This window comes from Flavobacterium selenitireducens (genome assembly GCF_014748335.1).
Taxonomy (GTDB): domain Bacteria; phylum Bacteroidota; class Bacteroidia; order Flavobacteriales; family Flavobacteriaceae; genus Flavobacterium; species Flavobacterium selenitireducens.
This window is the reverse complement of sequence record NZ_JAAVIY010000002.1, coordinates 293,733-320,156: the sequence shown is the minus strand read 5'-3', so window position 1 is coordinate 320,156 and position 26,424 is coordinate 293,733. Positions and strand designations below refer to the sequence as shown.

The 26,424-nt window shown below is 49.3% G+C and carries 27 protein-coding genes; 18 read left to right on the top strand and 9 right to left on the bottom strand.

Annotated elements, in window-relative coordinates; genetic code table 11:
* The first annotated feature begins 200 nt into the window (after window positions 1–200).
* The 14 genes from HC229_RS04955 (at window position 201) to HC229_RS04890 (ending at window position 13,383) form a co-directional block, all read left to right on the top strand.
* Complete coding sequence (locus HC229_RS04955) at window positions 201–566, top strand: NADH-quinone oxidoreductase subunit A (RefSeq protein WP_191019354.1); 366 nt, start codon at window positions 201–203, stop codon at window positions 564–566.
* A 74-nt stretch (window positions 567–640) separates the two neighbouring features.
* A complete protein-coding gene (locus HC229_RS04950) occupies window positions 641–1,198 on the top strand; it encodes an NADH-quinone oxidoreductase subunit B (RefSeq protein ID WP_269808147.1) in 558 nt (185 codons plus the stop codon).
* Between the two features lie 3 nt (window positions 1,199–1,201).
* Window positions 1,202–1,732 (top strand): NADH-quinone oxidoreductase subunit C, encoded by a 531-nt coding sequence (locus HC229_RS04945; protein WP_191019353.1) that lies wholly within the window; start codon window positions 1,202–1,204, stop codon window positions 1,730–1,732.
* A gap of 2 nt (window positions 1,733–1,734) precedes the next feature.
* On the top strand, window positions 1,735–2,970 hold the full coding sequence (locus HC229_RS04940; RefSeq protein WP_191019352.1) for an NADH-quinone oxidoreductase subunit D: 1,236 nt from the start codon (window positions 1,735–1,737) through the stop codon (window positions 2,968–2,970).
* 14 nt (window positions 2,971–2,984) lie between these two features.
* Entirely contained in the window at window positions 2,985–3,539 is a 555-nt protein-coding gene (locus tag HC229_RS04935) for an NADH-quinone oxidoreductase subunit NuoE family protein (RefSeq protein ID WP_191019351.1), read from the top strand.
* Window positions 3,514–4,878 carry an NADH-quinone oxidoreductase subunit NuoF gene (nuoF, locus tag HC229_RS04930; protein WP_191019350.1) on the top strand — a complete coding sequence of 455 codons (1,365 nt, stop codon included), beginning with the start codon at window positions 3,514–3,516 and terminating at the stop codon, window positions 4,876–4,878. The genes HC229_RS04935 and nuoF overlap by 26 nt, the downstream gene beginning before the upstream one ends.
* A 71-nt stretch (window positions 4,879–4,949) precedes the next feature.
* Window positions 4,950–5,993, top strand: coding sequence for a 2Fe-2S iron-sulfur cluster-binding protein (locus HC229_RS04925; RefSeq protein ID WP_191019349.1), 1,044 nt, complete (start codon window positions 4,950–4,952; stop codon window positions 5,991–5,993).
* Window positions 5,993–7,045: an NADH-quinone oxidoreductase subunit NuoH gene (gene nuoH, locus HC229_RS04920; protein ID WP_191019348.1), complete on the top strand. Its 1,053-nt coding sequence runs from the start codon at window positions 5,993–5,995 to the stop codon at window positions 7,043–7,045. Before HC229_RS04925 ends, nuoH begins: the two co-directional genes overlap by 1 nt.
* 230 nt (window positions 7,046–7,275) lie before the next feature.
* Window positions 7,276–7,815: a NuoI/complex I 23 kDa subunit family protein gene (locus HC229_RS04915; protein ID WP_191019347.1), complete on the top strand. Its 540-nt coding sequence runs from the start codon at window positions 7,276–7,278 to the stop codon at window positions 7,813–7,815.
* Window positions 7,815–8,330, top strand: a complete 516-nt coding sequence (locus HC229_RS04910; RefSeq protein ID WP_191019346.1) for an NADH-quinone oxidoreductase subunit J family protein — start codon at window positions 7,815–7,817, stop codon at window positions 8,328–8,330. Before HC229_RS04915 ends, HC229_RS04910 begins: the two co-directional genes overlap by 1 nt.
* Window positions 8,330–8,650, top strand: coding sequence for an NADH-quinone oxidoreductase subunit NuoK (gene nuoK / locus HC229_RS04905; RefSeq protein WP_191019345.1), 321 nt, complete (start codon window positions 8,330–8,332; stop codon window positions 8,648–8,650). Before HC229_RS04910 ends, nuoK begins: the two co-directional genes overlap by 1 nt.
* Before the next feature lie 6 nt (window positions 8,651–8,656).
* A complete protein-coding gene (gene nuoL, locus HC229_RS04900) occupies window positions 8,657–10,558 on the top strand; it encodes an NADH-quinone oxidoreductase subunit L (protein ID WP_191019344.1) in 1,902 nt (633 codons plus the stop codon).
* A gap of 3 nt (window positions 10,559–10,561) precedes the next feature.
* Window positions 10,562–11,998, top strand: coding sequence for a complex I subunit 4 family protein (locus HC229_RS04895; protein WP_191019343.1), 1,437 nt, complete (start codon window positions 10,562–10,564; stop codon window positions 11,996–11,998).
* Window positions 11,999–12,012: 14 nt separating this feature from the next.
* The gene (locus tag HC229_RS04890) at window positions 12,013–13,383 is read left to right on the top strand and encodes an NADH-quinone oxidoreductase subunit N (protein ID WP_191019342.1); all 1,371 of its coding nucleotides are present in this window, start codon (window positions 12,013–12,015) and stop codon (window positions 13,381–13,383) included.
* A gap of 7 nt (window positions 13,384–13,390) precedes the next feature.
* Here HC229_RS04890 and HC229_RS04885 read toward each other — a convergent pair whose 3' ends face one another.
* The 8 genes from HC229_RS04885 to HC229_RS04850 form a co-directional block, all read right to left on the bottom strand.
* Window positions 13,391–13,729, bottom strand: a complete 339-nt coding sequence (locus tag HC229_RS04885) for a hypothetical protein (protein WP_191019341.1) — start codon at window positions 13,727–13,729, stop codon at window positions 13,391–13,393.
* Between the two features lie 30 nt (window positions 13,730–13,759).
* The gene (locus tag HC229_RS04880; protein ID WP_191019340.1) at window positions 13,760–14,005 is read right to left on the bottom strand and encodes a hypothetical protein; all 246 of its coding nucleotides are present in this window, start codon (window positions 14,003–14,005) and stop codon (window positions 13,760–13,762) included.
* Window positions 14,002–14,202 carry a response regulator transcription factor gene (locus HC229_RS16595; RefSeq protein WP_223845524.1) on the bottom strand — a complete coding sequence of 67 codons (201 nt, stop codon included), beginning with the start codon at window positions 14,200–14,202 and terminating at the stop codon, window positions 14,002–14,004. The genes HC229_RS04880 and HC229_RS16595 overlap by 4 nt, the downstream gene beginning before the upstream one ends.
* An 85-nt stretch (window positions 14,203–14,287) precedes the next feature.
* A complete protein-coding gene (locus HC229_RS04870) occupies window positions 14,288–15,343 on the bottom strand; it encodes a UDP-glucose--hexose-1-phosphate uridylyltransferase (RefSeq protein ID WP_191019338.1) in 1,056 nt (351 codons plus the stop codon).
* Between the two features lie 154 nt (window positions 15,344–15,497).
* Window positions 15,498–16,697, bottom strand: a complete 1,200-nt coding sequence (gene galK / locus HC229_RS04865) for a galactokinase (protein WP_191019337.1) — start codon at window positions 16,695–16,697, stop codon at window positions 15,498–15,500.
* Window positions 16,694–17,791, bottom strand: coding sequence for a glycoside hydrolase family 53 protein (locus HC229_RS04860; RefSeq protein WP_191019336.1), 1,098 nt, complete (start codon window positions 17,789–17,791; stop codon window positions 16,694–16,696). The genes galK and HC229_RS04860 overlap by 4 nt, the downstream gene beginning before the upstream one ends.
* An 87-nt stretch (window positions 17,792–17,878) precedes the next feature.
* The gene (locus HC229_RS04855) at window positions 17,879–18,961 is read right to left on the bottom strand and encodes a glycoside hydrolase family 53 protein (protein ID WP_191019335.1); all 1,083 of its coding nucleotides are present in this window, start codon (window positions 18,959–18,961) and stop codon (window positions 17,879–17,881) included.
* A gap of 2 nt (window positions 18,962–18,963) precedes the next feature.
* Window positions 18,964–20,016 (bottom strand): aldose epimerase family protein, encoded by a 1,053-nt coding sequence (locus tag HC229_RS04850; protein ID WP_191019334.1) that lies wholly within the window; start codon window positions 20,014–20,016, stop codon window positions 18,964–18,966.
* 100 nt (window positions 20,017–20,116) lie between these two features.
* On the opposite strand from HC229_RS04850, the gene HC229_RS04845 reads away from it, so the two are divergent.
* Together HC229_RS04845 and HC229_RS04840 are read left to right on the top strand one after the other, a co-directional pair.
* Window positions 20,117–21,115: a GntR family transcriptional regulator gene (locus HC229_RS04845; RefSeq protein ID WP_191019333.1), complete on the top strand. Its 999-nt coding sequence runs from the start codon at window positions 20,117–20,119 to the stop codon at window positions 21,113–21,115.
* Window positions 21,116–21,139: 24 nt separating this feature from the next.
* On the top strand, window positions 21,140–21,388 hold the full coding sequence (locus HC229_RS04840; RefSeq protein WP_191019332.1) for a hypothetical protein: 249 nt from the start codon (window positions 21,140–21,142) through the stop codon (window positions 21,386–21,388).
* Here the strand turns inward: HC229_RS04840 and HC229_RS04835 are convergent, their stop codons facing one another.
* A complete protein-coding gene (locus HC229_RS04835; protein WP_191019331.1) occupies window positions 21,389–23,371 on the bottom strand; it encodes a tail fiber domain-containing protein in 1,983 nt (660 codons plus the stop codon).
* A gap of 398 nt (window positions 23,372–23,769) precedes the next feature.
* On the opposite strand from HC229_RS04835, the gene HC229_RS04830 reads away from it, so the two are divergent.
* Window positions 23,770–25,911 (top strand): glycoside hydrolase family 97 protein, encoded by a 2,142-nt coding sequence (locus HC229_RS04830; RefSeq protein WP_191019330.1) that lies wholly within the window; start codon window positions 23,770–23,772, stop codon window positions 25,909–25,911.
* Window positions 25,912–25,915: 4 nt separating this feature from the next.
* Window positions 25,916–26,347 (top strand): DUF3828 domain-containing protein, encoded by a 432-nt coding sequence (locus HC229_RS04825; RefSeq protein ID WP_191019329.1) that lies wholly within the window; start codon window positions 25,916–25,918, stop codon window positions 26,345–26,347.
* Window positions 26,348–26,424: the final 77 nt, after the last annotated feature.

The window sequence follows — 26,424 nt, the reverse complement described above, 5'->3', positions numbered from 1 at the left end:
AATTTGTACATTTCCCCCATCGTCCGCAGCTGTCAAACACCAACTTTAAACCTCAAACTTTAAACTTCCAACTTCAAAACACAACACCCTTATTTATAATGAATAAAAATTAGCGTCCGCTACGCGTGTACGATGGCTCAGGTTTGTGTATTTCTACCTGTGCGGTTATCTTTGCAGATATTCAAAAGCGGATTTTTCTTATGGAAAGCACCCAAACAGATTACCTTCCTATCCTGATGCAAATGGGATTGGCCGTCGGATTCGTGGTCATGACCGTCATCGTGTCGTCTTTCCTCGGCCCGAGAAGGAAATCACTCAACAAGGACAAAAACTTCGAATGTGGCGTGGAATCGGTTGGTAACGCCCGGATTCCTTTTTCAGTAAAATACTTTTTGGTCGCAATTCTCTTCGTTCTTTTCGACGTCGAGGTGATCTTTATGTATCCATGGGCCACGAATTTTAAGGAAATGGGGCTCGAAGGCTTGCTCAAGATGATGATTTTCATGGGATTGCTCGTTACAGGTTTCGTTTACGTGATCCGTAAAAAAGGTCTGGAGTGGGAATAAGTTTTTAACTGCTGAAGAGTGAATTGGAGATGATGAAGCAGGAATTTCGGTCGGTTACATAAAAACATTCAGAAATGGAAAACAAGAACAACAAAATAAACAGCGACGCCCCTATGCCTGACGGCTATTCGGGAGAAGGATTTTTCGCAACGAAACTCGACTCGGTAGTCGGTTTGGCGCGCGCCAATTCGCTTTGGCCATTGCCGTTTGCGACTTCGTGTTGCGGAATCGAGTTCATGGCCACGATGGCGTCTCATTACGACGTAGCGCGTTTCGGGTCAGAGCGCATGAGTTTTTCGCCACGTCAGGCGGACATGCTGCTCGTTATGGGAACGATCGCCAAGAAAATGGCGCCAATCCTTCGCCAGGTTTACGAGCAGATGGCCGAGCCCAAATGGGTTATCTCCGTTGGCGCATGCGCGTGTTCGGGAGGAATTTTCGACACCTACTCCGTTCTGCAAGGCATAGACAAGGTCATTCCCGTGGACGTTTACGTGCCGGGTTGCCCGCCGAGACCGGAGCAGATCCTCGACGGCATCCTCCGCTTGCAGGACATGGTCAAAACCGAATCGGTTCGCCGCAGAAGCTCTCCTGAATACCAGGAACTGCTCGCCTCCTATAACATATCGTAATCGATGGCATTAGAACAGAATACAATCATACAGTCGCTTTCGGACCGCTTCGGCGGATCGGTTAGCGATTTCGTCCATATTCACGACATCCTGACGTTTGAGGTCGATTCCGAATCGATTCTCGAGGTCATGGGCTTTTTGAAGGACGACGCCACACTGCGTTTCAATTTCCTGACGGACATCTGCGGCATGCATTTCCCGGATGCCGACAAAAGCCGACAGTTCTCAGTGGTTTACCACATGCACAACTGGATCGACAACGTACGCATTCGCATCAAGTGTTACCTCAATGGGGACGCGCCCGAAATCGACAGTGCGACACCTTTGTTCCTTGGCGCAAACTGGCAAGAGCGCGAAACATATGATTTTTACGGTATCATCTTCAAAGGACATCCGCAATTGAAGCGCATCCTGAATATGGACGAGATGGTTTCGTTTCCGATGCGCAAGGAGTTTCCGATGGAAGATGGCGGGCGCACCGACAAAGACGACCGTTTCTTCGGACGTACAACCGATAACTACACCCAGTCGTAATTATGTCAGACCTACTTTTACCACCGGAGCAGCGTTTTGCCGACGTCATCAAGCGACGTGAAAACGAGGACGGAAGCGAACTTTCTATCCTCAACCTTGGGCCAACGCACCCTGCGACTCACGGGATTTTCCAGAACATCCTCTTAATGGACGGAGAACGCATCCTCGATGGAGAAGGAACCGTCGGATATATTCACCGCGCATTTGAAAAAATCGCCGAAAACCGCCCGTTTTACCAGATCACGCCACTAACCGACCGCATGAATTATTGCTCGTCCCCGATCAACAATATGGGTTGGTGGATGACGGTCGAGAAAGCGTTGAACATAGAAATTCCGAAACGTGTTCAATACATGCGCGTGATCGTAATGGAATTGGCTCGCATCGCCGACCACATCATCTGCAACTCCGTTTTGGGAGTCGATACGGGAGCGTTGACCGGATTCCTTTACGTGTTCCAGTACAGGGAAAAAATTTACGAGATATACGAAGAGATTTGCGGGGCGCGCCTCACGACGAACATGGGCCGTATCGGCGGTTTCGAGCGCGATTGGACGCCTCTCGTCTTCGAAAAGATCGAATTGTTGCTAAAGGAATTCCCGCCAATCTGGACGGAATTCGAAAACCTTTTGACGCGCAACAGGATCTTTATGGACCGCACGATCAACGTTGGGCCGATTTCTGCCGAAAAAGCGATTTCGTACGGATTCACGGGCCCAAACCTTCGCGCGGCCGGAATCGACTATGACGTGCGCATCATGACGCCGTATTCGTCTTACGAGGATTTCGAGTTCGACATTCCCGTCGGACAGTCGGGCGACACGTACGACCGTTTTTGCGTCAGGAATGCAGAAGTCTGGGAATCGCTGAAGATCATCCGCCAGGCGATCGATAAAATGCCGGAAGGCCCGTTCCATGCGGATGTTCCGGATTATTACCTTCCTCCGAAAGAAGACGTCTACCACAATATGGAAGCGCTCATTTACCATTTCAAGATCGTAATGGGCGAAGTTCCGGTTCCGGTTACCGAAGTCTACCACGCCGTAGAAGGCGGAAACGGGGAACTAGGATTTTACCTCACGACCGACGGCAGCCGCACGCCATACCGCCTGCATTTCCGCCGCCCGTGCTTTATTTATTACCAGGCGTTCAACGATATGGTCCAGGGACAAATGCTCTCTGACGCCATCGCGACGCTTTCGAGCCTTAACGTAATCGCCGGCGAGCTCGACGCCTAATTAAAACACAAAAGATGGATCGTTCGATTAGAATACATCAAGACATAAACATAACCGAGGCTTTGATGGCGCGCATCAACGAGTTGTTGGGCCACTATCCTGACGACAAGCGAAAGTCCGCGTTGTTGCCAATTCTGCACGAAGTACAGGACGCGCACGACAACTGGCTTTCGGTCGAGTTGATGGACAAGGTTGCGGAGATCATCGGCATCCAACCGATCGAGGTTTACGAAGTCGCGAGTTTTTACACGATGTACAACCTGAAACCCATCGGGAAGTATATGTTCGAATTCTGCCAGACATCGTGCTGCGCGATCAACGGCGTAGAGAATCTGATGGATTACACTTGCGACAAGCTCGGGATTGAAGTCGGAAAAACCACTGCGGACGGAATGTTCACCGTAAAAGGCGTGGAATGTCTTGGCGCTTGCGGATACGCACCGATGATGCAGCTCGGGGATTTCTATCACGAACATTTGACTCCGGCCAAAATCGACCAACTCATCGAAGACTGCCGAGCAGGCAAAATCAACATGACCAACCATGGCACAGAAGATATTACTAGATAAAATAAACGTTCCCGGAATCAAGGGTTACGAAGTCTATCGCCAAAACGGCGGTTACGCTTCGGTTGAAAAAGCCCTGAGAATGACGCCCGACGAAATCGTCGAGGAAGTCAAGACGTCAGGCCTTCGCGGTCGTGGAGGCGCGGGTTTCCCTGCCGGAATGAAATGGTCGTTCATCGACAAGAAATCGGGAAAGCCGAGACATTTGGTTTGCAACGCCGATGAGTCTGAACCCGGAACGTTCAAGGATCGCTACCTTATGGAGTACATCCCGCATCTTTTGATCGAAGGAATGATTACGTCTTCGTATGCATTGGGAGCGAACCTTTCGTATATCTACATCCGAGGCGAATACATGTGGGTTTTCAGAATCCTTGAAAAAGCCATAAACGAAGCGAAGGCCGCGGGTTGGCTCGGGAAAAACATAAAAGGCTCGGGTTACGATCTCGAACTTTACGTTCACTGCGGAGCCGGCGCTTACATTTGCGGGGAAGAAACCGCGCTTATCGAATCACTCGAAGGCAAAAGAGGAAATCCTCGCATCAAGCCGCCATTTCCTGCGGTTTCCGGTTTGTGGGCGAACCCTACCGTTGTCAACAATGTTGAAACCATTGCGTCCGTGCCCTGGATCGTCAACAATTCCGGAGCGGATTACGCAAAAATCGGGATCGGAAGATCGACGGGAACCAAGTTGATTTCAGCTTCGGGCCACATCAAAAATCCCGGCGTTTATGAAATCGAGCTTGGATTGTCGGTTTACGAATTCATGAATTCCGATGAATACCTTGGCGGAATGTCGTCCCACAGGCCATTGAAGGCATTCGTTCCCGGAGGTTCCTCAGTTCCTATCCTGCCAGCCAATTTAATTTACAAAACAGCAACGGGCGAAGATCGCCTGATGTCATACGAATCGTTGTCAGACGGCGGTTTCGCAACCGGTTCCATGCTCGGTTCCGGCGGATTCATCGTTTATAACGACACCTCATGTGTGGTTCGCAACACCTGGAATTTTTCCCGTTTTTACCATCACGAATCCTGCGGCCAATGTTCGCCTTGCCGCGAAGGAACAGGCTGGCTCGAGAAAGTTCTGCACAGAATCGAAAACGGCCACGGACGCGAGGAAGACATCGATTTGCTGTGGAGCATACAGGCCAAAATCGAAGGAAACACGATTTGTCCGCTTGGAGATGCGGCTGCCTGGCCGGTTGCGGCTGCGATACGCCACTTCCGCGACGAATTTGAATACCACGTGCGCTTCCCGGAAAAAGTGAAAAATCGCGATCACTTCACGGAAGAGCCATTTGAGAAAGTCAGACATCTGCTTGCAAAACAGGCAGTTTGAAATAGTTGAAAGTTGTCAGTTGGCAGACAAATCGTCTCTCAACTATCAACTATCAACAAACAACTAAGAATATGAAAGTAACAATAGACGGTCAATCGATAGATGTCGAACCAGGAACCACGATCCTGCAGGCGGCGCGCATGATAGGAGGAGAATCGGTTCCTCCGGCCATGTGCTACTATTCCAAACTCAAAGGAAGCGGCGGAAAATGCCGTTGCTGTCTCGTCGAGGTTTCGAAGGGAAGCGAGGCGGATCCGCGCCCGATGCCGAAACTTGTCGCGTCTTGCGTGACGGGCGTCATGGACGGAATGGAAGTCAATTCGACCGCATCCGAAAGAGTAACCGACGCACGCAAAGCCGTAACCGAATTCCTGTTGATCAATCACCCGCTCGATTGCCCGGTTTGCGATCAGGCCGGAGAATGCGATTTGCAGAACCTAAGCTTCAAGCACGGAAAATCGCAAACGCGTTATATCGAAGAAAAAAGGACGTTCGAGCCGGAAGATATCGGCCCGAACATTCAACTACACATGAACCGTTGCATTTTGTGCTACCGTTGTGTCATGGTCGCCGACCAATTGACGGATGGACGCGTTCACGGAATTTTGGACCGAGGCGATCACTCGAACATTTCGACCTGTATCTCCAAAGCGATCGACAATGAGTTCTCCGGAAACATGATCGATGTTTGTCCTGTTGGCGCTTTGACGGATAAAACCTTCCGATTCAAGTCGCGCGTTTGGTTCAACAAACCGTTCAACGCTCACAGAAATTGCGACAAATGTTGCGGAAAGACAACCGTTTGGATGTTCGGAAACGAGATCCAGAGAGTAACAGGACGCAAAGACGAATTCCATGAAGTAGAAGAATTCATTTGCAACTCCTGCCGCTTCGACCATAAGGACGTAAACGATTGGGTCATCGAAGGCCCGCGCCGCTTCGAGAAAGATTCGGTGATCAACGCCAACAATTACACGCGTAAAATTGCGCCTGTCGTAATTGAAACCGAGGAAAAAATCCTGTTGGGACGCGAGCAGGACCGCGTCAAGATTTCGATGCCGTCGCGACCGCTGCGCCCCGAAGAACAAGAAGTATTTAAAGAAGGAAACGTATAATGGAGACTGCAATCATCATAGAAAAGTCGATTTTCATCTTCACCATCTTTGCGATCACGATGTTGGCGGCGATGTATTCGACATGGGCCGAACGCAAAGTGGCCGCCTGGCTGCAGGATCGCGTCGGGCCGAACAGGGCGGGAACTTTCGGGCTCTTGCAACCTTTGGCCGACGGTTTGAAATTGTTCTCGAAAGAAGAATTCCTTCCGAACACGCCAAACAAATTCCTGTTTGTGGTCGGGCCGGCCGTTTCGATGAGCGTGGCCTTGATGACGAGCGCGGTAATTCCGTGGGGCGACAGATTGATCATCGGCGGACGCGAAGTCATTTTGCAAGCCACTGATGTCGACGTTGCGATCCTATACGTTTTCGGCGTGCTTTCTATTGGTGTTTACGGCATCATGATCGGAGGCTGGGCGTCGAACAACAAATTCTCCCTTATGAGTGCCATGCGTGCGGCTTCCCAGATGATTTCGTATGAAATTGCGATGGGATTGTCGTTGATCGCCTTGCTGATGATGGAAGGTTCACTGAGCCTGGCCGACATTTCGGCTTCTCAAGCGGGAATGAACTGGAACGTATTTTACCAACCGCTCGGATTCATCATCTTCCTGGTTTGCTCGTTTGCCGAAACCAACCGCACGCCATTTGACCTTGCGGAATGCGAGGCGGAATTGATTGGCGGCTACCACACCGAATATTCGTCTATGAGAATGGGCTTTTACCTGTTTGCGGAATATGCGAGCATGTTCATTTCGTCCACGATTTTGGCCGTGCTTTACTTTGGCGGATACAATTATCCGGGCATGGAATGGGCCATCGAAAATTGGGGCGTAAACCCGGCTAACATCATTGGAATCATAGTGTTGTTCACCAAAATATGTGCGTTCATCTTCTTCTTTATGTGGGTGAGATGGACGATACCAAGGTTCCGTTATGACCAGTTGATGCGTTTGGGATGGCAAGGTTTGATTCCATTGGCAATCGCGAATGTCGTAATTACGGGATTGGTCATGGTAAGACACGAGATTGCGGCGGCGCTCGGATTTTAATATCGGAGAAAGCAGCCTAGCCCGGATGGAAGCGGCATCCTTTTTCAAGCTTCTTTAGCTTGGAAAAGATATAGCGGACAGCCGGAATAGCTTCAAAAAACAATTCGCGAATTCGCGGCTAATAAAAATGTAGTCATCGGGTTTAAGAATAAAAAAATACAGCTGCGATTCGGGGCGCTAGCCAAACAGGCAAGACAATTCGCGAACTACGCGGCACTAAATTAGAAAGTATGTTAGTACAGACAATGTCCTTGTCAGGACGCAAAAAGGAAGTTTCAAACAAAAAGATGTCTTTTTGGGAGAGCTTGTATCTGGTGGCGATCGTGAAAGGTTTGTGGATTACGATCCAGCACTTGTTCACGCGCAAAGTAACCGTGAAATATCCTGAAGAAGTTCGTACGCGGGCGGCTATCTGGCGCGGTCAACACATGTTGAAGCGCGATGAGCAAGGTCGTGAAAACTGTACGGCTTGCGGATTGTGCGCGCTTTCGTGCCCTGCCGAAGCGATCACGATGACGGCGGCCGAGCGCAAACCGGACGAAAAGCATTTGTACCGGGAAGAAAAATACGCGTCGGTTTATGAAATCAACATGTTGCGCTGCATTTTTTGCGGATTGTGCGAAGAGGCGTGTCCGAAAGATGCGATTTACCTTACGGAATCGAAGGTTTTGGTTCCGGCAAGCTATAACCGCGAAGATTTTATTTTCGGAAAGGACAAATTGGTCATGCCGCTTGAAATGGCGATGGCGAATTCTAAAAACAAGAACTAATGTCGACAGTTTTACTCATTTTCTGCATTCTTTCGGCAATCACGCTGGCGACAGCTTTCCTGACGATTTTCACAAAACAACCGATCCACAGCGCGATTTACCTCGTGTTGTGCTTTGTTTCCGTGGCCGGACATTACTTGCTTTTCAATGCGCAGTTCCTGGCTGTCGTGCACATCATCGTGTATTCCGGGGCGATCATGATTTTGTTCCTTTTCACGGTCATGCTCATGAACCTCAACAAGGAAGACGAAGTGCACAAACCGCGCGTCACGCGATTGGCCGCAGGAATCATCTTTATTCTGACGTCTTTGGTGTTGCTTGCGGTTTTTATCCAAACCAAGCCAATCGTCGGGCCTTACGACGAAACGGGCGTCGATTACCAATCGATCAAAGTATTGGGCCAGGTGTTGCTCAATGAGTATATGGTGCCGTTCGAATTCGCTTCGGTACTGCTTTTGGTCGCGATGATCGGGGCCGTATTATTGTCTAAACGTGAAAAAACCGAGAAGAACTGATGGGAAACATTCTTAACGAGATCGGTATTGAAAACTACATCTTCCTGAGCGTGATTTTGTTCAGCATTGGTGTTTTTGGAGTTTTGTACAGACGGAACGCCATCATCGTTTTCATGTCGATCGAAATCATGCTGAACGCCGTAAACCTATTGTTCGTGGCCTTTTCGACCTATCATCAGGACGCTCAGGGACAGGTTTTCGTATTCTTCTCGATGGCTGTGGCTGCGGCCGAAGTCGCCGTTGGACTTGCGATCGTCGTATCGATATTCCGAAACCTGGGATCGATCGACCTCGATAATTTGAAAAATCTAAAAGGATAAGCCGGAATGGACATAGCTTACATTTTACTTCTATTGCTCGCCCCATTTGCGGGATTCCTTTTCAACGTGTTCTTTGGAAAGAAACTGGGCCACAACGGCGCCGGCTACCTTGCGACGTTCGCGGTATTCGTATCGTTTCTTGTCACGCATTTTTACTTCGTCCAAATCAACCAGACGGCACAGCCCGTAACGGTCAAGCTTTTCGATTGGATACAACTTGGTAAATTCAGCATCGATTTCGGGATCGTACTCGACCAATTGTCGCTGTTGTGGCTCATGTTCGTCACCGGAATCGGGTCGTTGATCCATTTGTATTCGGTTTCGTATATGCACGACGACGAAAACCGCCACAAGTTCTTCGCTTATCTGAACTTATTTATCTTTTTCATGGTCACGCTCGTTACCGGAAGCAATCTTTTGGTGATGTTCATAGGATGGGAAGGCGTCGGATTGTGTTCGTACCTTCTTATCGGATTCTGGTATAAAAACCAGGATTACAACGACGCGGCGAAAAAAGCCTTCATCATGAACCGCATCGGCGACTTGGGTTTCCTTATCGGGATATTTTTGTTGGGACACCTTTTCGGCACGTTGGATTATGCTGCGTTGAAATCGGCTATCATGAGCGGAGCGGAAGTCGACCACACGATGCTCGCGCTCGCCGCTCTGGCATTGTTTATCGGTGCTTGCGGAAAGTCGGCACAAATTCCGTTGTACACTTGGTTGCCGGACGCGATGGCGGGCCCGACTCCGGTTTCGGCACTCATACACGCCGCGACGATGGTGACCGCGGGAATTTTTATGATCACGCGTCTCAACTTCCTTTTCGGAATCTCCTCTGCAGACATGCAAACCGTCAACATGGTCATTGCGATCGTCGGAGCGTTCACGGCTTTGGTTGCTGCGACTATCGGATTGGTGCAAAACGACATCAAAAAAGTCCTCGCCTACTCTACCGTCTCCCAACTCGGGTTAATGTTCCTTGCTTTGGGACTTGGCGCTTATGAAGTTGCGGTTTTCCACGTTATCACGCACGCGTTCTTCAAGGCATGTTTGTTCCTCGGTTCGGGTTCGGTCATCCATGCGATGCACGGCGAACAGGATATGCGCAACATGGGCGGACTTAAAAAATGGATGTCGGTAACTTATATCACGTTCCTGATTTCTTCGCTTGCGATCTCGGGAATTCCGCCGTTTTCCGGATTCTTTTCAAAAGACGAAATCCTCATGACGGCCTTCCATGAAAACAAAGCGCTTTGGGTGATCGCCTCTCTTGCGTCGATCATGACCGCGTTCTATATGTTCCGACTTTTGTATCTCACGTTCTTCAAGGAATTCCGGGGAACCGACGAGCAAAAACACCATTTGCACGAATCTCCAGCCTTGATTACGTTTCCGCTTATCGTTCTGGCCATTTTGGCGACCGTCGGAGGTTTGATCTCATTGCCCGGAAACAGTTGGCTCAGCCATTACCTCGAGCCGATCATCGCTTACGGCGGACATTCCGAACACCATCTTGACGCAACGGCTTACATGCTTATGGGCCTAGCGGTTGTCGGCGGGCTAATCGGGATCGGGATCGCTTACGCAAAATATCTCAAAAAAGGAGAAGTGCCGCCTGCAGATGCGCAAATGACGGGCTTCCACAAATTGTTATACCACAAATATTATGTTGATGAAGTTTACGACGCACTATTCGTAAAACCGATAAATGCCATCTCGACTTTCCTTCGCGATACGTTCGAGTCGGCGCTTTCCGGATTGGTCTTCGGATTAGGCAAAGCAACCAACGCTATCGGCGATTCTGGAAAAATGCTCCACAACGGAAGCATCGGCCGCTACCTGTTTGCTTTCACGCTTGGCGTGGTGGCCATCATCACCTATTTGTTCTTCAACAAAATCGTTTAAATAATGGATGTAAGTATTGTTCTGATTTTACTCTTGGCGGGAACCCTCGTAACCCTTTTCTCAGGTAAATCTGCCGGGAAAGTGGCTTTGGCGTTCGGCATTCTCAGCTTGGTCGCATCCATCGTGCTGCTTTCGGATTACAACGCAGGCAAATCCATAAATGTCCTGGCGACGTGGATGGAAAATCCGCAGATTTACTTCGCCCTCAACGGGGACGGGCTTTCGCTGGCGATGTTATTGCTTACGACGTCGCTTTTGCCGATCATCATCTACTCGACTTTCGGAAGCGAGGTAAAAAACCCAAGCTCGTTCTATTCGCTGATTCTTTTCATGGGATTCGCCATGGCCGGGACGTTCCTTGCCGCCGACGGTTTCCTGTATTACATTTTCTGGGAACTTGCATTGATCCCGATTTACTTCATCGCGCTTAATTGGGGCAATGGCGATGCGAAAGAGCGCCAGAAAGCGGTCGTGAAATTCTTTATTTACACGTTCGCGGGATCGCTTTTCATGCTTGCCGGATTTGCCTATTTGTATACAAAAGCCGGGAATTTCCTTGTCGGAAACCTGAGCAACCTTCGCCTTTCGGACCAGGAGCAATTCTGGATCTTCCTCGGATTCTTCGCCGCTTACGCTATCAAGATCCCATTGATTCCATTCCATACGTGGCAGGCCGCGGTTTACCAAAAAGCGCCGACAGCCGGAACGATGCTACTCTCCGGAATCATGCTCAAAATGGGATTGTACAGCGTTTTGCGTTGGCAATTGCCGATCGCGCCTTACGCGGCAAAAGCATTTATGGCGACTTTCCTGATCTTCGGGATCGCGGGAACGATTTACGGATCGATCGTGGCGTTGCGCCAAAAAGACCTCAAAAAACTACTCGCGTATTCGTCTTTGGCTCACGTCGGGCTCATCGCGGCCGGCGCTTACACATTGACTGTCGACGGAGTTCGCGGAGCCGTCCTCCAGATGATTTCCCACGGTTTTGTGATCGTCGGATTGTTCTTCGCCGCCGAAGTGATTTACAGAAGATACCAAACGCGCGACATTTCCCAAATGGGCGGAATTCGCGTGCAGGCACCGAAATTTACCTCGATGTTCCTGATTTTGGTGCTGGCGTCGGTGGCGCTTCCTACGACATTTAACTTCGTCGGAGAATTCACCGTTTTGTACGCCTTGTCCACGATCGACATCTGGTTTGCGATAATCGGCGGTCTTACGATCATTTTAGGCGCTTATTATATGCTCAAGATGTTCCAGAACGTCATGCTTGGGGAAACGAATGCAAAACCTTTCGCCGACCTTACGTTCCAGGAAGGATTGACAATGGCGGTCATCATTGGTGTTCTGTTCTTCTTCGGGATGTATCCGAAACCAATCAACGACCTCATCACGCCGAGCATCCAACAAATTTTAAATTATACCCTAAAGTCATAATTCCACAATAAGACATGAATACATTACTGGCAATAACTGGATTAGGTGTTTTATGCCTTTTGTTGGAGATCGCAAATGTGCGAAAGGCGATCATTCCATTGACCATCGTCGGGCTTTTGGGAACATTGGGCATCACGGTAGCCGATTACGGCAAAGTCGAGAGCCACTACAGCAACATGATCGTGACGAACGATTTCTCGGTTTCTTTTTCTGCACTTTTCGTCGTTCTCGGCATTTTCCTGATCGCCTTAAGCGGCGACTTTTACCGGGATGCGCAAACCAAGATTTCGGATTTTGTCTCCATCAAATTGTTTATGCTCGCGGGAGCGGTCGCAATGGTGTCGTTCGGCAACCTGTCGATGTTCTTTCTTGGAATCGAAGTGCTTTCGATCTCGCTATACATTTTGGCCGCAAGCCAGCGCCTCAACATAAGGAGCAACGAAGCCGGAATGAAATATTTCCTTTTGGGATCGTTCGCGTCCGGTATCATTTTGTTCGGAATTTGCCTGATTTACGGAGCGATGGGAACGTTCGATATCGTCGAGATTTCGGAACTGACCGGATCTGCTGAATTGCCGGACTGGTTCTTTATCGGAATCGTTTTGCTTAGCATCGGGATGTTGTTCAAGATCGCTGCCGTTCCATTCCACTTCTGGGCCCCGGACGTTTACGAAGGTTCCCCAACGTTGACTACCGCCTTGATGAGCACGCTTGCAAAAGTGGTGGCCATGGCTACGTTTTACAAATTGCTCACGGGCATGAACGCCAATATTTACTATGAATATGAGATCGTGATCATGGTCATTTCGATTGCTTCGATGACGGTCGGCAATGTTATGGCGCTGCGCCAGGCGAGCATCAAGAGAATGCTTGCGTTTTCGGGTGTTTCCCACGCAGGCTTCATGTTGATGACCTTGCTCAACATCAAGACATCGGCGGGAACGTTGCTGTATTACGCTTCGGCTTACGCCCTTGCCGGAATCGCTGCGTTCGCAATTGTTTTGTACGTGACGCGAAACAAGTCCAACGAAGATACCTACAATTTTAACGGTCTCGGCAAAACGCGCCCTGTGCTGGCCGCCGTACTGACCGCCGCCTTGCTTTCAATGGCCGGAATTCCTGTTTTCGCAGGATTCTTCGCAAAGTTTGCGTTGTTCACCTCAAATATCCAGGCCGGATACCTGATTGTCGTCATCGCAGCCGTGATTAACTCGATCATCAGTGTCGGCTATTATTTCAAAGTAATTTTAGCAATGTATACGCAAGAGCCAACCGAGGACAAAAAACCGGTTCCGTTCTTGTTCTACGCCGTCGGTGTTGTGGCGATTTTGCTTAATATTGCGATCGGTTTGTATCCTTCGGCGGTAATTAATCTCATCAAGTAAATTGTTCTCAGATAAATGAAAAGGCGCCCGTTTTGGACGCCTTTTTTTCGTGCACTGCCTTTACCTGAACCGCGGAATCCAATCGGTTTTGGGCGAGTTTCAACCGGGCGATATTGTTGTAGATATGCTCGTTGCGCACCAAAAACCGCAGCCGTTTTCGAGAATTCTTCGCGAAATAGCGCTTGGCACCATATAACGCGACTTCTGCCTTGCTGAATTGATTCATCTCGAAATGATTGATCCCGATGAAAAGGTAAGCGTCCGCGATCAACATACAGTCGTTTTGGACTTTTGCGACGGTAAGCGCTTTCTGGGCTTCCTGGACGACAAACTGGAAAAGCCCCATGTAATAGAAGAAAAACTCGGACTGAAGGCTTTATATATAATACGACATCGTATCCCGGGCATGGACGCGATTGAGCTCTTTGGTAATCTCAAGCCATTGCTGGGATTTGGCGATCTGGTCAGCTTCCATGTAATATTCCGCCAACGAAAAAGACGTTTTGAGACGGCATTTTTTAGATGTGCATTGCCGGTATTCCGATGCCATTTTGGTTTCAGGCAACACCTGTGCTAAAACCGGAAGGCTAAAGAACACAAAAAGCAGCCATACAAACCTCATCGTTTTAAGTACAGATTGACCGCCTCGATACGCGTATTGACGTGCATTTTTTCGTAGATATTCTGGATGTGCTTGCGAACGGTTCCCGCGCTGATGTCGCAGTGATAAGCCACTTCCTTGTTCATTTGGCCTTTTGAAAGCTGGTCGAGGATTTCCTTTTCGCTTCGCGCAAATCGCGGTCGTCTTCCAGTATGCAAATGCGTTTTCTCATGTCATCGGAATCTCCTCACAATGATAAAGATAACAAAGCGCTCGCGAAATACGCATTTTGTCATATGCCGATCAAACGTCCTTCGCTTTGTAATGTACCGAAGATAAGCTTCTTAGCAATTCGGCGCTTTTTTCGGGCGTGATGTCGCGTTGGGATTCTCCCATCATTTCATATCCGACCATAAATTTTTTCACTGATGCCGAACGCAACAAAGGCGGATAAAAATGCATGTGGAAGTGCCATTCCGGATGCTCTTTCGCATCTGTCGGCGCCTGGTGGATTCCTGATGAATAAGGGAACGAGGTGTTGAAGACGTTGTCGTATTTCGAGGTCAATTCTTTTAGTGTCTTCGCATAATCCGAAACTTCAACCGGCGTAAAATCGGTGATTTTGGAAACCGGTCGTTTGCTAATGATCATGGTCTCGAACGGCCAGATCGCCCAAAACGGAACCAAAGCCACGAAATGCTCGTTGTCGATGACGATGCGCTCGTTCTTTTCAAGTTCCTGTTCCAGATAATTTTCGAGCAACGTCTTGCCGTGCTTTTGGTAATATGCCGAAAGATTGTCCTGCGTTTTCCGAACCAAAGTCGGAAGGGACGACTGCGCCCAAATTTGCCCGTGTGGATGCGGGTTCGAGCATCCCATGATCGCGCCCTTATTTTCAAATATTTGGACGTGGTTGATAAAGTCGATCTTCCCGAGATCTTCATATTGGAACTGCCAGGTTTTGACGACGTTTTCGATGGTTTCCAAATCCATTTCGGGCAAGGTGAGGTCGTGACGGGGCGAAAAACAAACGACACGAGAGATGCCGCGCTCCGGTTGGGCTTTGAAGAAAAACTCGTCTGGGTTTTCCTCGAAATGAAGTTCCTCCTGTTTGAGTGCCGCAAAGTCGTTGTCAAATACGTAAGTCGATTCGTAGGCAGGATTTTGTTCGCCATTGGCGCGCACGTTGCCGGGACACAAATAACAGGTCGGGTCGAATTCCGGGCGCGTTTCCTGGTTGACTTCTTCGGTTTGCCCCTGCCACGGACGGGTTGCCCTGTGAGGAGACACCAAAACCCATTCGTTTATCAACGGGTTGTAGCGGCGGTGCGGATCGTTGTTATGGTTGAACTCTTTCATTGGTCAGGATCTTGTTTGGGACACTGTTTTGCGCTAGGGATGGAAGCGGCATCCTTTTGCTGGAAACCTCCAAGGTTTTCAAAACCTTTAAGGTTTGGCAAAAGATACAGCGGACAGCCCGGCGACGGCCTTCCGGATGATGTGATTATCGGGATTATTCCCCAGCCGTCGCAGCGCCCTTAAATTTTTTATACTCTTTGCATCCGTCCGAAATCTTGACTTTGTAGACGGCGGGTTCGATATCGAATTGCTTTTGATACGCTTCGGAAATGCGGTTGACCACCTCTTTTTTTGCGCCTTTTTTGACGAGGTTGATCGAGCAGCCGCCGAAACCGCCGCCCATCATTCGCGAGCCCAGGATGTCTTTTTCGGCAAGCGCGCGATCGACGAGAAAGTCGATTTCCTCACAGCTTACCTCGTATTCCTTGCTGAGTCCGTGGTGGGTTTGGGTCATTAAGTTACCCAATTTTTTGAAGTCCGAACGCTCCAAAGCTTCGACGGCTTCGAGAACGCGGCCGATCTCACCGACGACAAAATGGCAACGCCTGTAACGCACATCGCCGAGCTCTTCCTGGTGCGCATCGACCTGAGCGACGGTTAGGTCGCGAAACGTCTTTACCTGCGGAAATTTCGATTTGAGGATGTCCAACCCTTCGGCAGCCTCGCGTCGGCGGTCGTTGTAACCGGAAGTGAGATGGGTGTGTTTTACTTTGGAATCGAGCAGGAATACGGAATATTCGGTGAAATCGGCCGGGTGGTAGTCGTGTTCGAGCGTGTTGCAATCCAGTTTGAAAACGTGGTCTTTTTTTCCGAAAACCGAAGCGAACTGATCCATGATGCCACAGTTTACGCCGGCGAACGTGTGCTCGGATTGTTGCCCGATTAGCGCGATTTCCTTTTTGGACAACCCGAGGCTGAACAACTTATTGAGCATGTAACCGAAGCCACATTCCAAAGCCGCCGAACTCGAAAGCCCAGCTCCCATTGGGATGTTGCTCGAAAAAACGACGTCGAATCCTTGCAGTCGCAATCCTTTTTCCTTGAGTTGGGAAAGTACGCCGAGCATGTAGTTCGCCCACATTTTGTCGATGGGCTTTATCTCGTCCGATAGTCGGAAATGATGGGCATCCGACAGATCTTTCGCCACGAAATTCACCTCGCCCGAATCGTTGGCCGAAACCGCAAAACAGATGTATTTGTTGATCGCGGCCGGCAACACGTAGCCGTCGTTGTAATCGACATGCTCGCCAATGATGTTGATGCGCCCCGGCGCCAGGAAAATATGGGCAGGCTGGGCATTGAAAACCTGGGCGAAATGCGAGGCCGTGTTTTCTATGAGCTTTTTCTTTTTCACTTTATCTTGTACTGTTTGAGGTCGTAAAAGTCGAAGGCTTCGAGCGCTTCATTGTTGTTTTTGGAGTCGAAGAACGTAGCGTTTTCCCAATGCGAGCCTTGTCCCCAAAGCGTTTTGCAACTCGAGGTCACCCAGGCAGGTTCCCAGTAAATCACGCCGTTTCCACCGGCTTTGAGCACGATTTGAGTCAAATCTACCATATATTTTTTTTGGCCGGCGGGCGTGGCGGGATAACCGTCGATAAGCGCCTTATCATTGAGGATATTGTTCGCGCCGTCTACATTTTCCATGTTGTACGGATAAGACGTCTCCACGACCAAAAGCGGTTTTTTGTAAGTGTCCACCAAGGTTTTGATCGCTTGGGGAACGCGGTCGAATTTGTACTCCGACCACAGCGGATAATACGAAATCCCGATCCAGTCGTAATCGACGACTCCATTTGTCTTGGCTTCCGCAAACCATTTGAGCGCGTTTTCCGGCTGTGCGATGTGCAGCATGATCTCGATTTTGCGTCCGGTGCGTTTCGAGGCTTCGCGAACGGCGGAAATCCCTTTGTTGAACAGGAATGCGTTGCGCTTCCAGTCGATATCGTCTTTGGCCTTTTCTGTGGGTTGCAGGATTTCGCTATTGGTTTCGTTGCCCACCTGGACCATTTCAGGGAGCAGGTTTTCTTTGTGGAGTTTCAGCAGCGTATTCAACGTGTAATTGTAGATGCTGTCGCCGAGCGTCTTCAAATCTTTCGCGCCCTTCCAAGCCTTTGGCATTTCCTGGTGGGCGGGATCGGCCCAAACATCGGAATAGTGAAAGTCGAGCAACACCGCCGTTTTTGTCGCTTTTGATCGTTTAATGGACCTTTTGATGTCGGCAAAACCGGAATACGAATTGATGCTCGGATCGTGCCATAACCGCAAACGCACGAGGTTGGACCCTTTGTCTGCAAAAAGCTGGAACGGGTCGACTTTTTTGCCTTTGTTTTGGAAATAGGCGCCGCAGTCCTCGATTTCGTTGACGTACGACAAATCAGCGCCCAAATAAACAGGCTTGGTTTGCGCAATCGCTACGAACGGCATTAGTAACATAAGAATTTTTTTCATGTGTCAGTTTTATCGCTTTTGATTTTTAGTGTCGTTTGTTTGGCGTGACGTTGGCGGATCAATCCTCATGGCGAAGCAAAATTCGCCTTACGGGTTGAAAGCGTCCATAACGGGCAACTTTTTGTGATCGAAATCCCAAAGCGCCTGGTTTTCAAACGTCGAGCCGTTCGTGGCTTCGGTTCCGCGAAATGCAATCCATTCTCCTCCCCAATAAGCGAAACCGTGTCCGTGAGGAGAGGCATCTACGATATTGCGAATCGTCCTCAAAAACCCTTTTTGTCCAATCGGTGTAGCCGGATAACCCGGGACGAGCTGGCCTTGCTCGCCCACGATGTTGTTCGTCCAATCGTTCCATCCTAATGTAAACGGGTAAGCGGTTTCGGCAATCAGCACTTTTTTGTCGTGGGAAGCTCCCAGCGTGTCGATAAGGTTTGTCAACAGCGCAACGTTTGAACCGTGCCAAACCGGATAATACGACAATCCGATGTAATCGTAGTCGATGTCGGACATTTTACTGAAAAACCACTCGGCTCCCGAAATCCCGGCGTAATGCAACATGATTTTCGCGTCGGGCGATTGCGTCCTGATTTTTTGGCTGATGGCCTGAAACAACGCCACCGACTGTGTTTCGTTCGCCGACAATCTGCCTGCAGGCCAAAGCAAACCGTCGTTGGTTTCATTCCCGATCTGGATGATGTCGGGATCGATTTCGGTCAGGATTTGGGACGTGTAGTTTTCGGCAGCGATTTTAAGCTCGTCAAACGACAAAGCGCTCCATGCCGACGGAACCAATTGCTGACCGGGATCGGCCCATGTATCGGAATAATGGACGGTGAGCCAAACTTTCATGCCCGCATTTTTAACACGTTGAGCCAACGCCTTGACCTCCTGTATGCCGGAATGGCCGTTCGAAGGATTGTGCCAGATTCTGATGCGGGCGCAGTTCACTCCCGCGTTTTTGAGCGTCGTTACCGGATCTTCGGCGGTTTCCCCTGCGTAGAATACCGTTCCTTCGGCTTCGATTTCAGGCAATGTCGAGATATCAGCCGCGCGGATGAATTCGTCCGCAACCGGGTCGTTTACGCTGCCCGAACCCGAATCATCGCTTCCCGAACACGCGGGCAAGGCGAAAATCGCGGCAAGGCCCAACGCAATGAAGTATTTTTTCATAGTCAATAAGATTGGAATTTATAGATGGTTTTGTGGTGATAAATAGAGTCTTTTTCGAGTGTGGCGCTCGGAAAGTGTTTGTGGTTGGGCGCATCCGGATAGTTTTGGGTCTCGAAACAGATGCCGCTCGATGCGTGGTAATTCGCGCCTTTCTTGCCTTCCAGCTTTCCGAAGCAATTCCCGCCAACGTAAATATGCACGCCGGGTTGATTCGTAAAAACGGACATTTTAAGTTGGTTTTTTGGGCTGAAGAGCGTCGCGGCCAGACCGTAATCACTATCAAGTACAAAAGTGTTGTCAATCGATTCGGGAACGTCTTTGGCCGATGAAAAATCGAAAGCGTGGCCGTCGAGGTCGACAAATTGGCCCGTCGGGATATTTTCAGGATCGACCTCGAGGATTTTATTGGCGTTTACCGAAAGTTGCTGGCCGAGCACCGATCTGTCGTGTCCGTCGAGGTTGAAATAACTGTGATGCGTCAGGTTCACCACCGTATCGCGATTTGTGATGGCCTTGTATTCCAGTATGACTTCGTTTTCGTCGGTCAACGTATAAGTAAGCTCAATCGTGAGTTCACCTGGAAAATGCTCGTCTCCGTCAGGGCTTGTCAACCCAAAAGTGATCGAAGGGTTATTTCCCGGCGACCTCCGCCTGACTTCCCATATTTTTTGCCCAAATCCTGTTATTCCGCCGTGAAGTGTATTGGAGCCGTTGTTGGCATTGAGGACGATTTGCCTTCCGTTGAGGCTGAAGCGTCCGCCAGCGATCCTTCCGGCGTAGCGACCGATCGTCGTCCCGAAATACGGTGCTGACGGAAGCGCATACGACGCGATATAATCTTCGACCGAATCGAATCCGCAAACGACATCGACCAGTTCGCCGGACTTGAGCGGAACCTCGAGCGAAGCTACCGTCGCGCCATAATCTGTAATGCGCAGCCGAAGGCCTTTGGCATTTTGGAGCGTGAACAGACCGGCCGTTTTCGTATCATCTGCAAAACCAAACACTTTCTCAAAAATGGGTTCTACAAAGTTGGATATCTGTTTTAGCTTCATGATTTTGTTGCCGATTGTGAAATCCAAAATTAACCCTTGATCAAAAAATTCCATACCGATACCTACCAGTTTTTATATATTTGCAAACAAAGTTCATTGCATGAAACTTATTTCGATACAAAACAATTCCGGAGTTCCAAAGTACCGACAGATCATTGCATCGCTTGAAAAGGCCATTTCAGAAGGAATTTTGGTCAAAGGCGACCGTTTGCCGTCGGTCAATAAAGTGTGCCTCGAATTCGGGCTCTCGCGTGATACGGTCCTGCTCGCCTACGAAGAATTGAAGAAACGCGGCATCATCCTGGCCATACCGGCTAAAGGATATTATGTCAAAAGCACTGAGGTCAGCATACGCGAGAAGATTTTTTTGCTGTTCGACGAACTCAATTCGTTCAAGGAAGATTTGTATAATGCGTTTCTTGAAAACATCGGAAAAGACGTACAGGTCGACATTTCGTTCCATCATTTCAACGAGAAAATGTTCGCCAAGCTCATCGAAGACAACAACGGAATTTACACCAAATACGTGATCATGCCGGCCAATTTGGTAAATGCGGCTCAATGCATCGCTACCTTGCCGACTTCTGAAGTTTTTATCCTTGACCAAACGAGCGACGCCCTGGCCAATTATCCCGGCGTTCACCAGAATTTCGTGTCGGACATCTACCATGCGCTTAAAGAAGGAAAGGGCCGCATCGACCAATACTGCAAACTCATCCTGATCTTTCCGGGTTTTCGCGAGCCGTTGGGCATGAAGCAGGGATTCGTGAATTTTTGTGAAGATTTCCGGTTCGACTACGAAATCATATCCGAATTCGACAACCGCAATATCGAACAAGGCGAGGTTTACATCATCCCGAACGACCGCGATCTCGTGAAAGTCATAGAAAAATCGAAAAAGCAAAAATTGTCGTCGGGCATCGATTTCGGAATCGTTTCCTATAACGAGACGCCGTTGAAAAAAGTGGTCGAGCGCGGGATTTCCACGATTTCTACCGACTTCGAAACCATGGGAAAACTTATGGCAAAGCTCATCCTCGACGGACGCAAGAAAAGCGTTGCCAACAAATGTTCGCTAATATTGCGGAATTCGCTCTGATACGCGACCTTTACAAAAAAACTCATGAAAAGAATAGTCGCTGCCTTGCTTATGGTATTCCTGTTTTCCTGTGATAACGACAAGGAAGGCGAACAAGTGTGCACCAACAAACTCTGGAACCTCAGCGCAACCGGCGGATTGTACTTCGCCACTTACGGTCCAACGCAAAACAATGTCGGGACGATTGAAGTTACCGAATCGACCTACAATCACTACATCGAAATGGGCAATGTTACCGATGGTTCGATTTGTTGGGAAGGTACCCAGGATTAATCACTTCACGCCATTGCGTTTTTCAAAAGCCGATAGTTGTGCTTCTATCGCATCCATTCGCTTTTGCTGATTTTGGGAAATCGTGCGCAGCGAGGCGTTCTCTGCCTTAAGCCGCTCAATTTCATCTTGCTGCTCCTGAACCGATCTTACAAGCGGAACCACGAATTGCCCGTATGCCACGCTGTAGTTGTCGGTCGGGTTTGAGGCATCGGGCTTGTGCAGGCCGTCGAACTCATATCCGATAGCATCTGCCGCCTGAGCCACTTCCTGGGCGAGAAATCCGGTGTGCAACGCTTCGTCTTTACGGACGTTTTGAACCTTCATCTTTAAACTATCGGCAAGGTCCCGGGTCAGGTGGCGTTCAAATTTTACACTGTCGAAATGGTACGTCACCGGTCGTAGTTTCATGATAAAAGTCAATCCGGGAACGTTCGGTTTTACGTCGTTCTTGAATCGGGCGTCCGAAGGATTGAAATACGGGACCTGACCTTCTACTATCGCAACCGACGTATTGCCCAACCGTACTTTGTTCGAAGCGTTTACAATGGCCGCATTACCCACGACCGTAGCATTGGTGATCGTCCCGACCGATGTGTTTGCGCTGTTGCCCAAAGCCGTGTTGTTCGACCCGCTGGTATTGGCGATAAGCGCCGAATTTCCGACGCCTGTATTATTGCTGCCGACGGTGTTGTAGAGAGCCGATGTTCCGACGGCCGTATTGGCGTTTCCGGCGAGATTCACGCGAAGCGACATATTGCCAAGTGCGGTATTGTTGCTTCCCGACTGATTCGTGCCCATCGAGGCGAAACCGGCTGCGGTATTGGTTTGTCCGGAAATGTTTTCGCTCAGGGCCAAACGTCCGAAGGCACTGTTGTGGTCGCCGCTCACGTTCCACCTCAGCGCATATTGTCCGACAGCCGAATTGCCGTTGCCGCTTTGGTTGTTGATCAGCGCCGCGGCACCGATAGCGGTGTTGTTGGAACCGGTCGTGTTGTAATACATTGCCGACGTGCCGATGGCCGTGTTCATATTGCCCGTTTCACTCTCGTGAAGCGCCGAAAAACCGATTCCCGTATTAGAATTTCCGCTGATGTTCTGCAAGAGGCTGTTCGCACCGATAGCGGTGTTGGAGTCGCCCGAGAGATTAGCCATGAGCGCATTGGCACCCGAAGCCGTATTACCGTCGCCGGTCGTATTGAGTTTCAACGTATTTATGCCCAAAGCGGTATTCCACGAAGCGGAAACTGAATTCATCATGGCGTGCAAGCCGACCGCAGTATTGCTGGATCCGACGGTATTGGCCATTAGACTTTCGTGCCCGATTGCGATATTGCCGTTTCCGACCGTATTGGCCGTGAGGGCGCTGCTTCCGACACCCAGATTCGAATTGCCGACCGTATTGTTGTAAAGCGTCCGGTAGCCGATGCCTGTATTGTTGCTTCCGTTCGTATTCGAAAATCCAGCCTGCCAGCCTATGAATGCATTTCGGTTCCAGGTCGCATCGTCGTGCTCGCCGGCCTGGTCGCCAATAAAGACCGATTGTCCCGTATTCAGCAATTCAAGTTGTCCCTTTTGGGTAAGCCGCATGCGCATGGTGTTGTTCGTCCGAAAATCGATGTCCTGGGCGTTCGAGGTTCCGATGTAGTTGGTGCCGCTGATCGCATTGGCGTTTCCGGAAGTTTCCCAACCTTTCGATCCAGAAAGTCCCGTCCACGCGTTAGCCAGATGATTCCAATAATAAAATCCAGGCTGGCTGGAGCCTGAAGCCGTGGTAAGAAAAACAAGCATGCCGTTTTGAGAAGCGGATGGATTCACGAGGGGAAATGCCGAAATGCGAGGTAAGAGCAATCCGTCGTTGTTTCCAGGAGCCGCCGAATCAGAAGCCACAATATCGAGCTGGGCGTTTGGCGAAGCCGTGCCAATGCCTACTTGCGCTTGTGAATTAAGGACAAGCAGCAGCCAAAGAAAAAAGCAAGTTCTCATCGTAATGGGCAGATTTAGGGTTTTCTGTAATGTTTGGTGTAACAAATATATATGTTCCGTCAACAAACTGAATCCCAATGGCTTTTATTCGACAAAAATGCTTAAAACTGCGGTAAACAAGCTTTTTTTAATAAGATTTTTTGGTAAATAAATCATTACGACGATCATCCTGGCCTCGCATCGAACCGACGAAATCCACCATAAATTGCTTTTTGTCGATTGTGTTTGTCATCGGACATGCGTCAAAACCTAACATATTGACATACGAAAAATTTTAAAGCAGTTTTCGTTCATAAGTTTTGCATCCGAAAGGCTTTAGGACGGACTTCCCGACACGTTTTCGCTTTTGAGCCAATATCGATTTCGCTACCTTTGGCCAAACCTCTATTGAAAACCAGATGAAAAAAACAATCCTCGCTTTCCTTATGGCTTTGACGATTTGTTCGGTTTCGGCCCAACAACTCAAGTCGCCGGACGGTAACTTCGTCATGAATTTCGCGCTCGCATCGGGTGGCGTTCCTACTTACAAACTCGATTACAAAGGCAAAGCGATTGTCAAGACGAGTAAATTGGGGCTCGAACTCAAGAAAGACGACAAATCGCTTCTCAACGATTTTGCGGTTTCCGATTCCAAAACCGCCACGTTCGACGAAACCTGGAAACCGGTTTGGGGCGAGGTGAAAGCAATCCGGAACCATTATAACGAGTTGGCCGTGACGCTCAAGCAAAACGGGAAAGACCGCTCCATGATCGTGCGTTTCCGATTGTTCAACGATGGGTTGGGTTTTCGGTATGAGTTTCCGACCCAAAAAAACCTCACGTATTTCGTGATCAAGGAAGAAAAGACCGAATTCGCGATGGCCGGTGACCACACAGCATTCTGGATTCCAGGCGATTACGACACCCAGGAATACGATTTTACGACGTCGAAACTCTCTGAGATCGAAAGTCTGATGAAAAAGTCGGTGACGGCAAATCTGTCCCAAACTTCGTTTTCGAACACGGGCGTGCAAACCTCGCTGATGATGAAATCTTCAGACGGGCTCTACATCAACCTGCACGAGGCGGCGCTTATCAATTATTCGACGATGCACCTCAACCTCGACCCGAAAACTTTCACCTTCACTTCATGGCTTACGCCCGATGCGAAAGGCGACAAAGGGTATTTGCAGGCGCCTTGCGTCTCTCCTTGGCGAACGATCATCGCCAGTGACGACGCCCGCGATATCGTAGCGTCCAAAATGACCTATAATCTCAACGAACCGTGTAAAATCGAGGATACGTCGTGGATACATCCTGTGAAATACGTCGGCGTTTGGTGGGAAATGATCACGAACAAATCCTCTTGGGCGTATACCGACGAAATTCCGACGGTCGAGCTCGGCAAAACCGATTTCACGAAACTGAAACCAAACGGAAGGCATGGCGCCAACAACGCCAACGTGCGCAAACACATCGATTTTGCGGCTCAACATGGGTTTGACGGCGTGCTCGTCGAAGGTTGGAACCAAGGTTGGGAAGACTGGTTCGGTCATTCCAAGGATTACGTTTTTGACTTCGTGACGCCTTACCCTGACTTTGACGTCAAGGCGTTGAATGCGTATGCGAAATCGAAAGGCGTCAAATTGATCATGCACCACGAAACGTCTTCGTCCGTAAGGAATTACGAAAGACATATGGACAAAGCGTATAAATTCATGAACGACAACGGTTACGATGCCGTGAAATCGGGCTATGTAGGCGATATATTGCCAAGAGGCGAAAACCATTACAGCCAATGGATCGTCAACCATTACCAATATGCGATCGAAAAAGCTGCAGATTACAAGATCATGGTGAACGCTCATGAAGCGGTGCGTCCGACGGGAATTGCGAGAACGTATCCGAACCTCATCGGAAACGAATCCGCAAGGGGAACCGAATACCAATCGTTTGGAGGCTCAAAGCCGAATCACGTTACGTTGCTTCCGTTCACGCGTTTGCTCGGCGGCCCGATGGATTACACGCCGGGAATTTTCGAGATGGACCTGACAAAACTCAATCCGGACAACAACTCACACGTAAACGCTACGATCGCCAACCAACTCGCGCTTTACGTGACGATGTACTCGCCTTTGCAGATGGCGGCCGATTTGCCGGAAAATTATAACCGTTTCCTCGACGCGTTCCAGTTCATCAAGGACGTCGCGATCGATTGGGATGACTCGAAATACCTTGAAGCCGAACCGGGTCAATACCTGACGGCGGCCAGAAAAGCAAAAGGCAAACAGGATTGGTTCGTGGGAAGTGTCGGCGGAAACGAGGCTAGGACGTCAAAAATCAACTTCGATTTCCTCGACAAGGGAAAAAGTTATGTGGCGACGATTTATTCCGACGGGAAAGATGCGCATTTCAAGACGAATCCGCAGTCGTATGCGATACGGAAAGTACTTGTAAACAGCAAATCGAAACTGTCGCAATGGGTTGCTGCCGGCGGCGGATATGCGATTTCGATCGTTCCGGCCACGTCTGAAAACTCAAAAGGAATCAAAAAACTATAATCGGATGAGACACTATATTTCTGCCGTTTTTCTTTTTGTCGGAATCATGGTTTCGGGAAGCGCATCGGCACAAAAAGCCAGCGACCAAAAAGCCAAAACCGATATGCTAAAAGCGTTTTACACGGAGTATATCACCGCGAATGCCAAGGAACCTGTAGATGCGAAACAAGTCCAGGCGATCCTCAAAAAGTACCTGACGACGAAATTCCTCAAGGAATACGCGACATTGTCCGGAGAATTGGATTACGACCTGTTCGTAAGCGCACAGGAATTCGACATCGAATGGCTCAAGACGCTAACGATCGAACCTGCGGCGACGTTTAATATCTTCCGCGTTACCTACGACATGGGTTTTGAGGACGACAAAGCGCTCATACGTCCCATCGTCGCCAAAGAAGGAAAAACGTTTAAAATAGACGGCGTCAAAACCGATTGAAATGAAGCCTCTTTTCGAAGGGGCTTTTTTGTTGGTTTGACAAATATGCACCGCTTCGTTCACATAAAATCGTTCGT

Excerpts from the sequence above, each read along its gene's own strand:
- HC229_RS04955 (WP_191019354.1), top strand. The coding sequence starts at position 201 with ATGGAAAGCACCCAAACAGATTACCTTCCTATCCTGATGCAAATGGGA.
- HC229_RS04950 (WP_269808147.1), top strand. The coding sequence starts at position 641 with ATGGAAAACAAGAACAACAAAATAAACAGCGACGCCCCTATGCCTGAC.
- HC229_RS04945 (WP_191019353.1), top strand. The coding sequence starts at position 1,202 with ATGGCATTAGAACAGAATACAATCATACAGTCGCTTTCGGACCGCTTC.
- HC229_RS04940 (WP_191019352.1), top strand. The coding sequence starts at position 1,735 with ATGTCAGACCTACTTTTACCACCGGAGCAGCGTTTTGCCGACGTCATC.
- HC229_RS04935 (WP_191019351.1), top strand. The coding sequence starts at position 2,985 with ATGGATCGTTCGATTAGAATACATCAAGACATAAACATAACCGAGGCT.
- nuoF (WP_191019350.1), top strand. The coding sequence starts at position 3,514 with ATGGCACAGAAGATATTACTAGATAAAATAAACGTTCCCGGAATCAAG.
- HC229_RS04925 (WP_191019349.1), top strand. The coding sequence starts at position 4,950 with ATGAAAGTAACAATAGACGGTCAATCGATAGATGTCGAACCAGGAACC.
- nuoH (WP_191019348.1), top strand. The coding sequence starts at position 5,993 with ATGGAGACTGCAATCATCATAGAAAAGTCGATTTTCATCTTCACCATC.
- HC229_RS04915 (WP_191019347.1), top strand. The coding sequence starts at position 7,276 with ATGTTAGTACAGACAATGTCCTTGTCAGGACGCAAAAAGGAAGTTTCA.
- HC229_RS04910 (WP_191019346.1), top strand. The coding sequence starts at position 7,815 with ATGTCGACAGTTTTACTCATTTTCTGCATTCTTTCGGCAATCACGCTG.
- nuoK (WP_191019345.1), top strand. The coding sequence starts at position 8,330 with ATGGGAAACATTCTTAACGAGATCGGTATTGAAAACTACATCTTCCTG.
- nuoL (WP_191019344.1), top strand. The coding sequence starts at position 8,657 with ATGGACATAGCTTACATTTTACTTCTATTGCTCGCCCCATTTGCGGGA.
- HC229_RS04895 (WP_191019343.1), top strand. The coding sequence starts at position 10,562 with ATGGATGTAAGTATTGTTCTGATTTTACTCTTGGCGGGAACCCTCGTA.
- HC229_RS04890 (WP_191019342.1), top strand. The coding sequence starts at position 12,013 with ATGAATACATTACTGGCAATAACTGGATTAGGTGTTTTATGCCTTTTG.
- HC229_RS04885 (WP_191019341.1), bottom strand. The coding sequence starts at position 13,729 with ATGGGGCTTTTCCAGTTTGTCGTCCAGGAAGCCCAGAAAGCGCTTACC.
- HC229_RS04880 (WP_191019340.1), bottom strand. The coding sequence starts at position 14,005 with ATGAGGTTTGTATGGCTGCTTTTTGTGTTCTTTAGCCTTCCGGTTTTA.
- HC229_RS04870 (WP_191019338.1), bottom strand. The coding sequence starts at position 15,343 with ATGAAAGAGTTCAACCATAACAACGATCCGCACCGCCGCTACAACCCG.
- HC229_RS04860 (WP_191019336.1), bottom strand. The coding sequence starts at position 17,791 with ATGAAAAAAATTCTTATGTTACTAATGCCGTTCGTAGCGATTGCGCAA.
- HC229_RS04855 (WP_191019335.1), bottom strand. The coding sequence starts at position 18,961 with ATGAAAAAATACTTCATTGCGTTGGGCCTTGCCGCGATTTTCGCCTTG.
- HC229_RS04850 (WP_191019334.1), bottom strand. The coding sequence starts at position 20,016 with ATGAAGCTAAAACAGATATCCAACTTTGTAGAACCCATTTTTGAGAAA.
- HC229_RS04845 (WP_191019333.1), top strand. The coding sequence starts at position 20,117 with ATGAAACTTATTTCGATACAAAACAATTCCGGAGTTCCAAAGTACCGA.
- HC229_RS04840 (WP_191019332.1), top strand. The coding sequence starts at position 21,140 with ATGAAAAGAATAGTCGCTGCCTTGCTTATGGTATTCCTGTTTTCCTGT.
- HC229_RS04835 (WP_191019331.1), bottom strand. The coding sequence starts at position 23,371 with ATGAGAACTTGCTTTTTTCTTTGGCTGCTGCTTGTCCTTAATTCACAA.
- HC229_RS04830 (WP_191019330.1), top strand. The coding sequence starts at position 23,770 with ATGAAAAAAACAATCCTCGCTTTCCTTATGGCTTTGACGATTTGTTCG.
- HC229_RS04825 (WP_191019329.1), top strand. The coding sequence starts at position 25,916 with ATGAGACACTATATTTCTGCCGTTTTTCTTTTTGTCGGAATCATGGTT.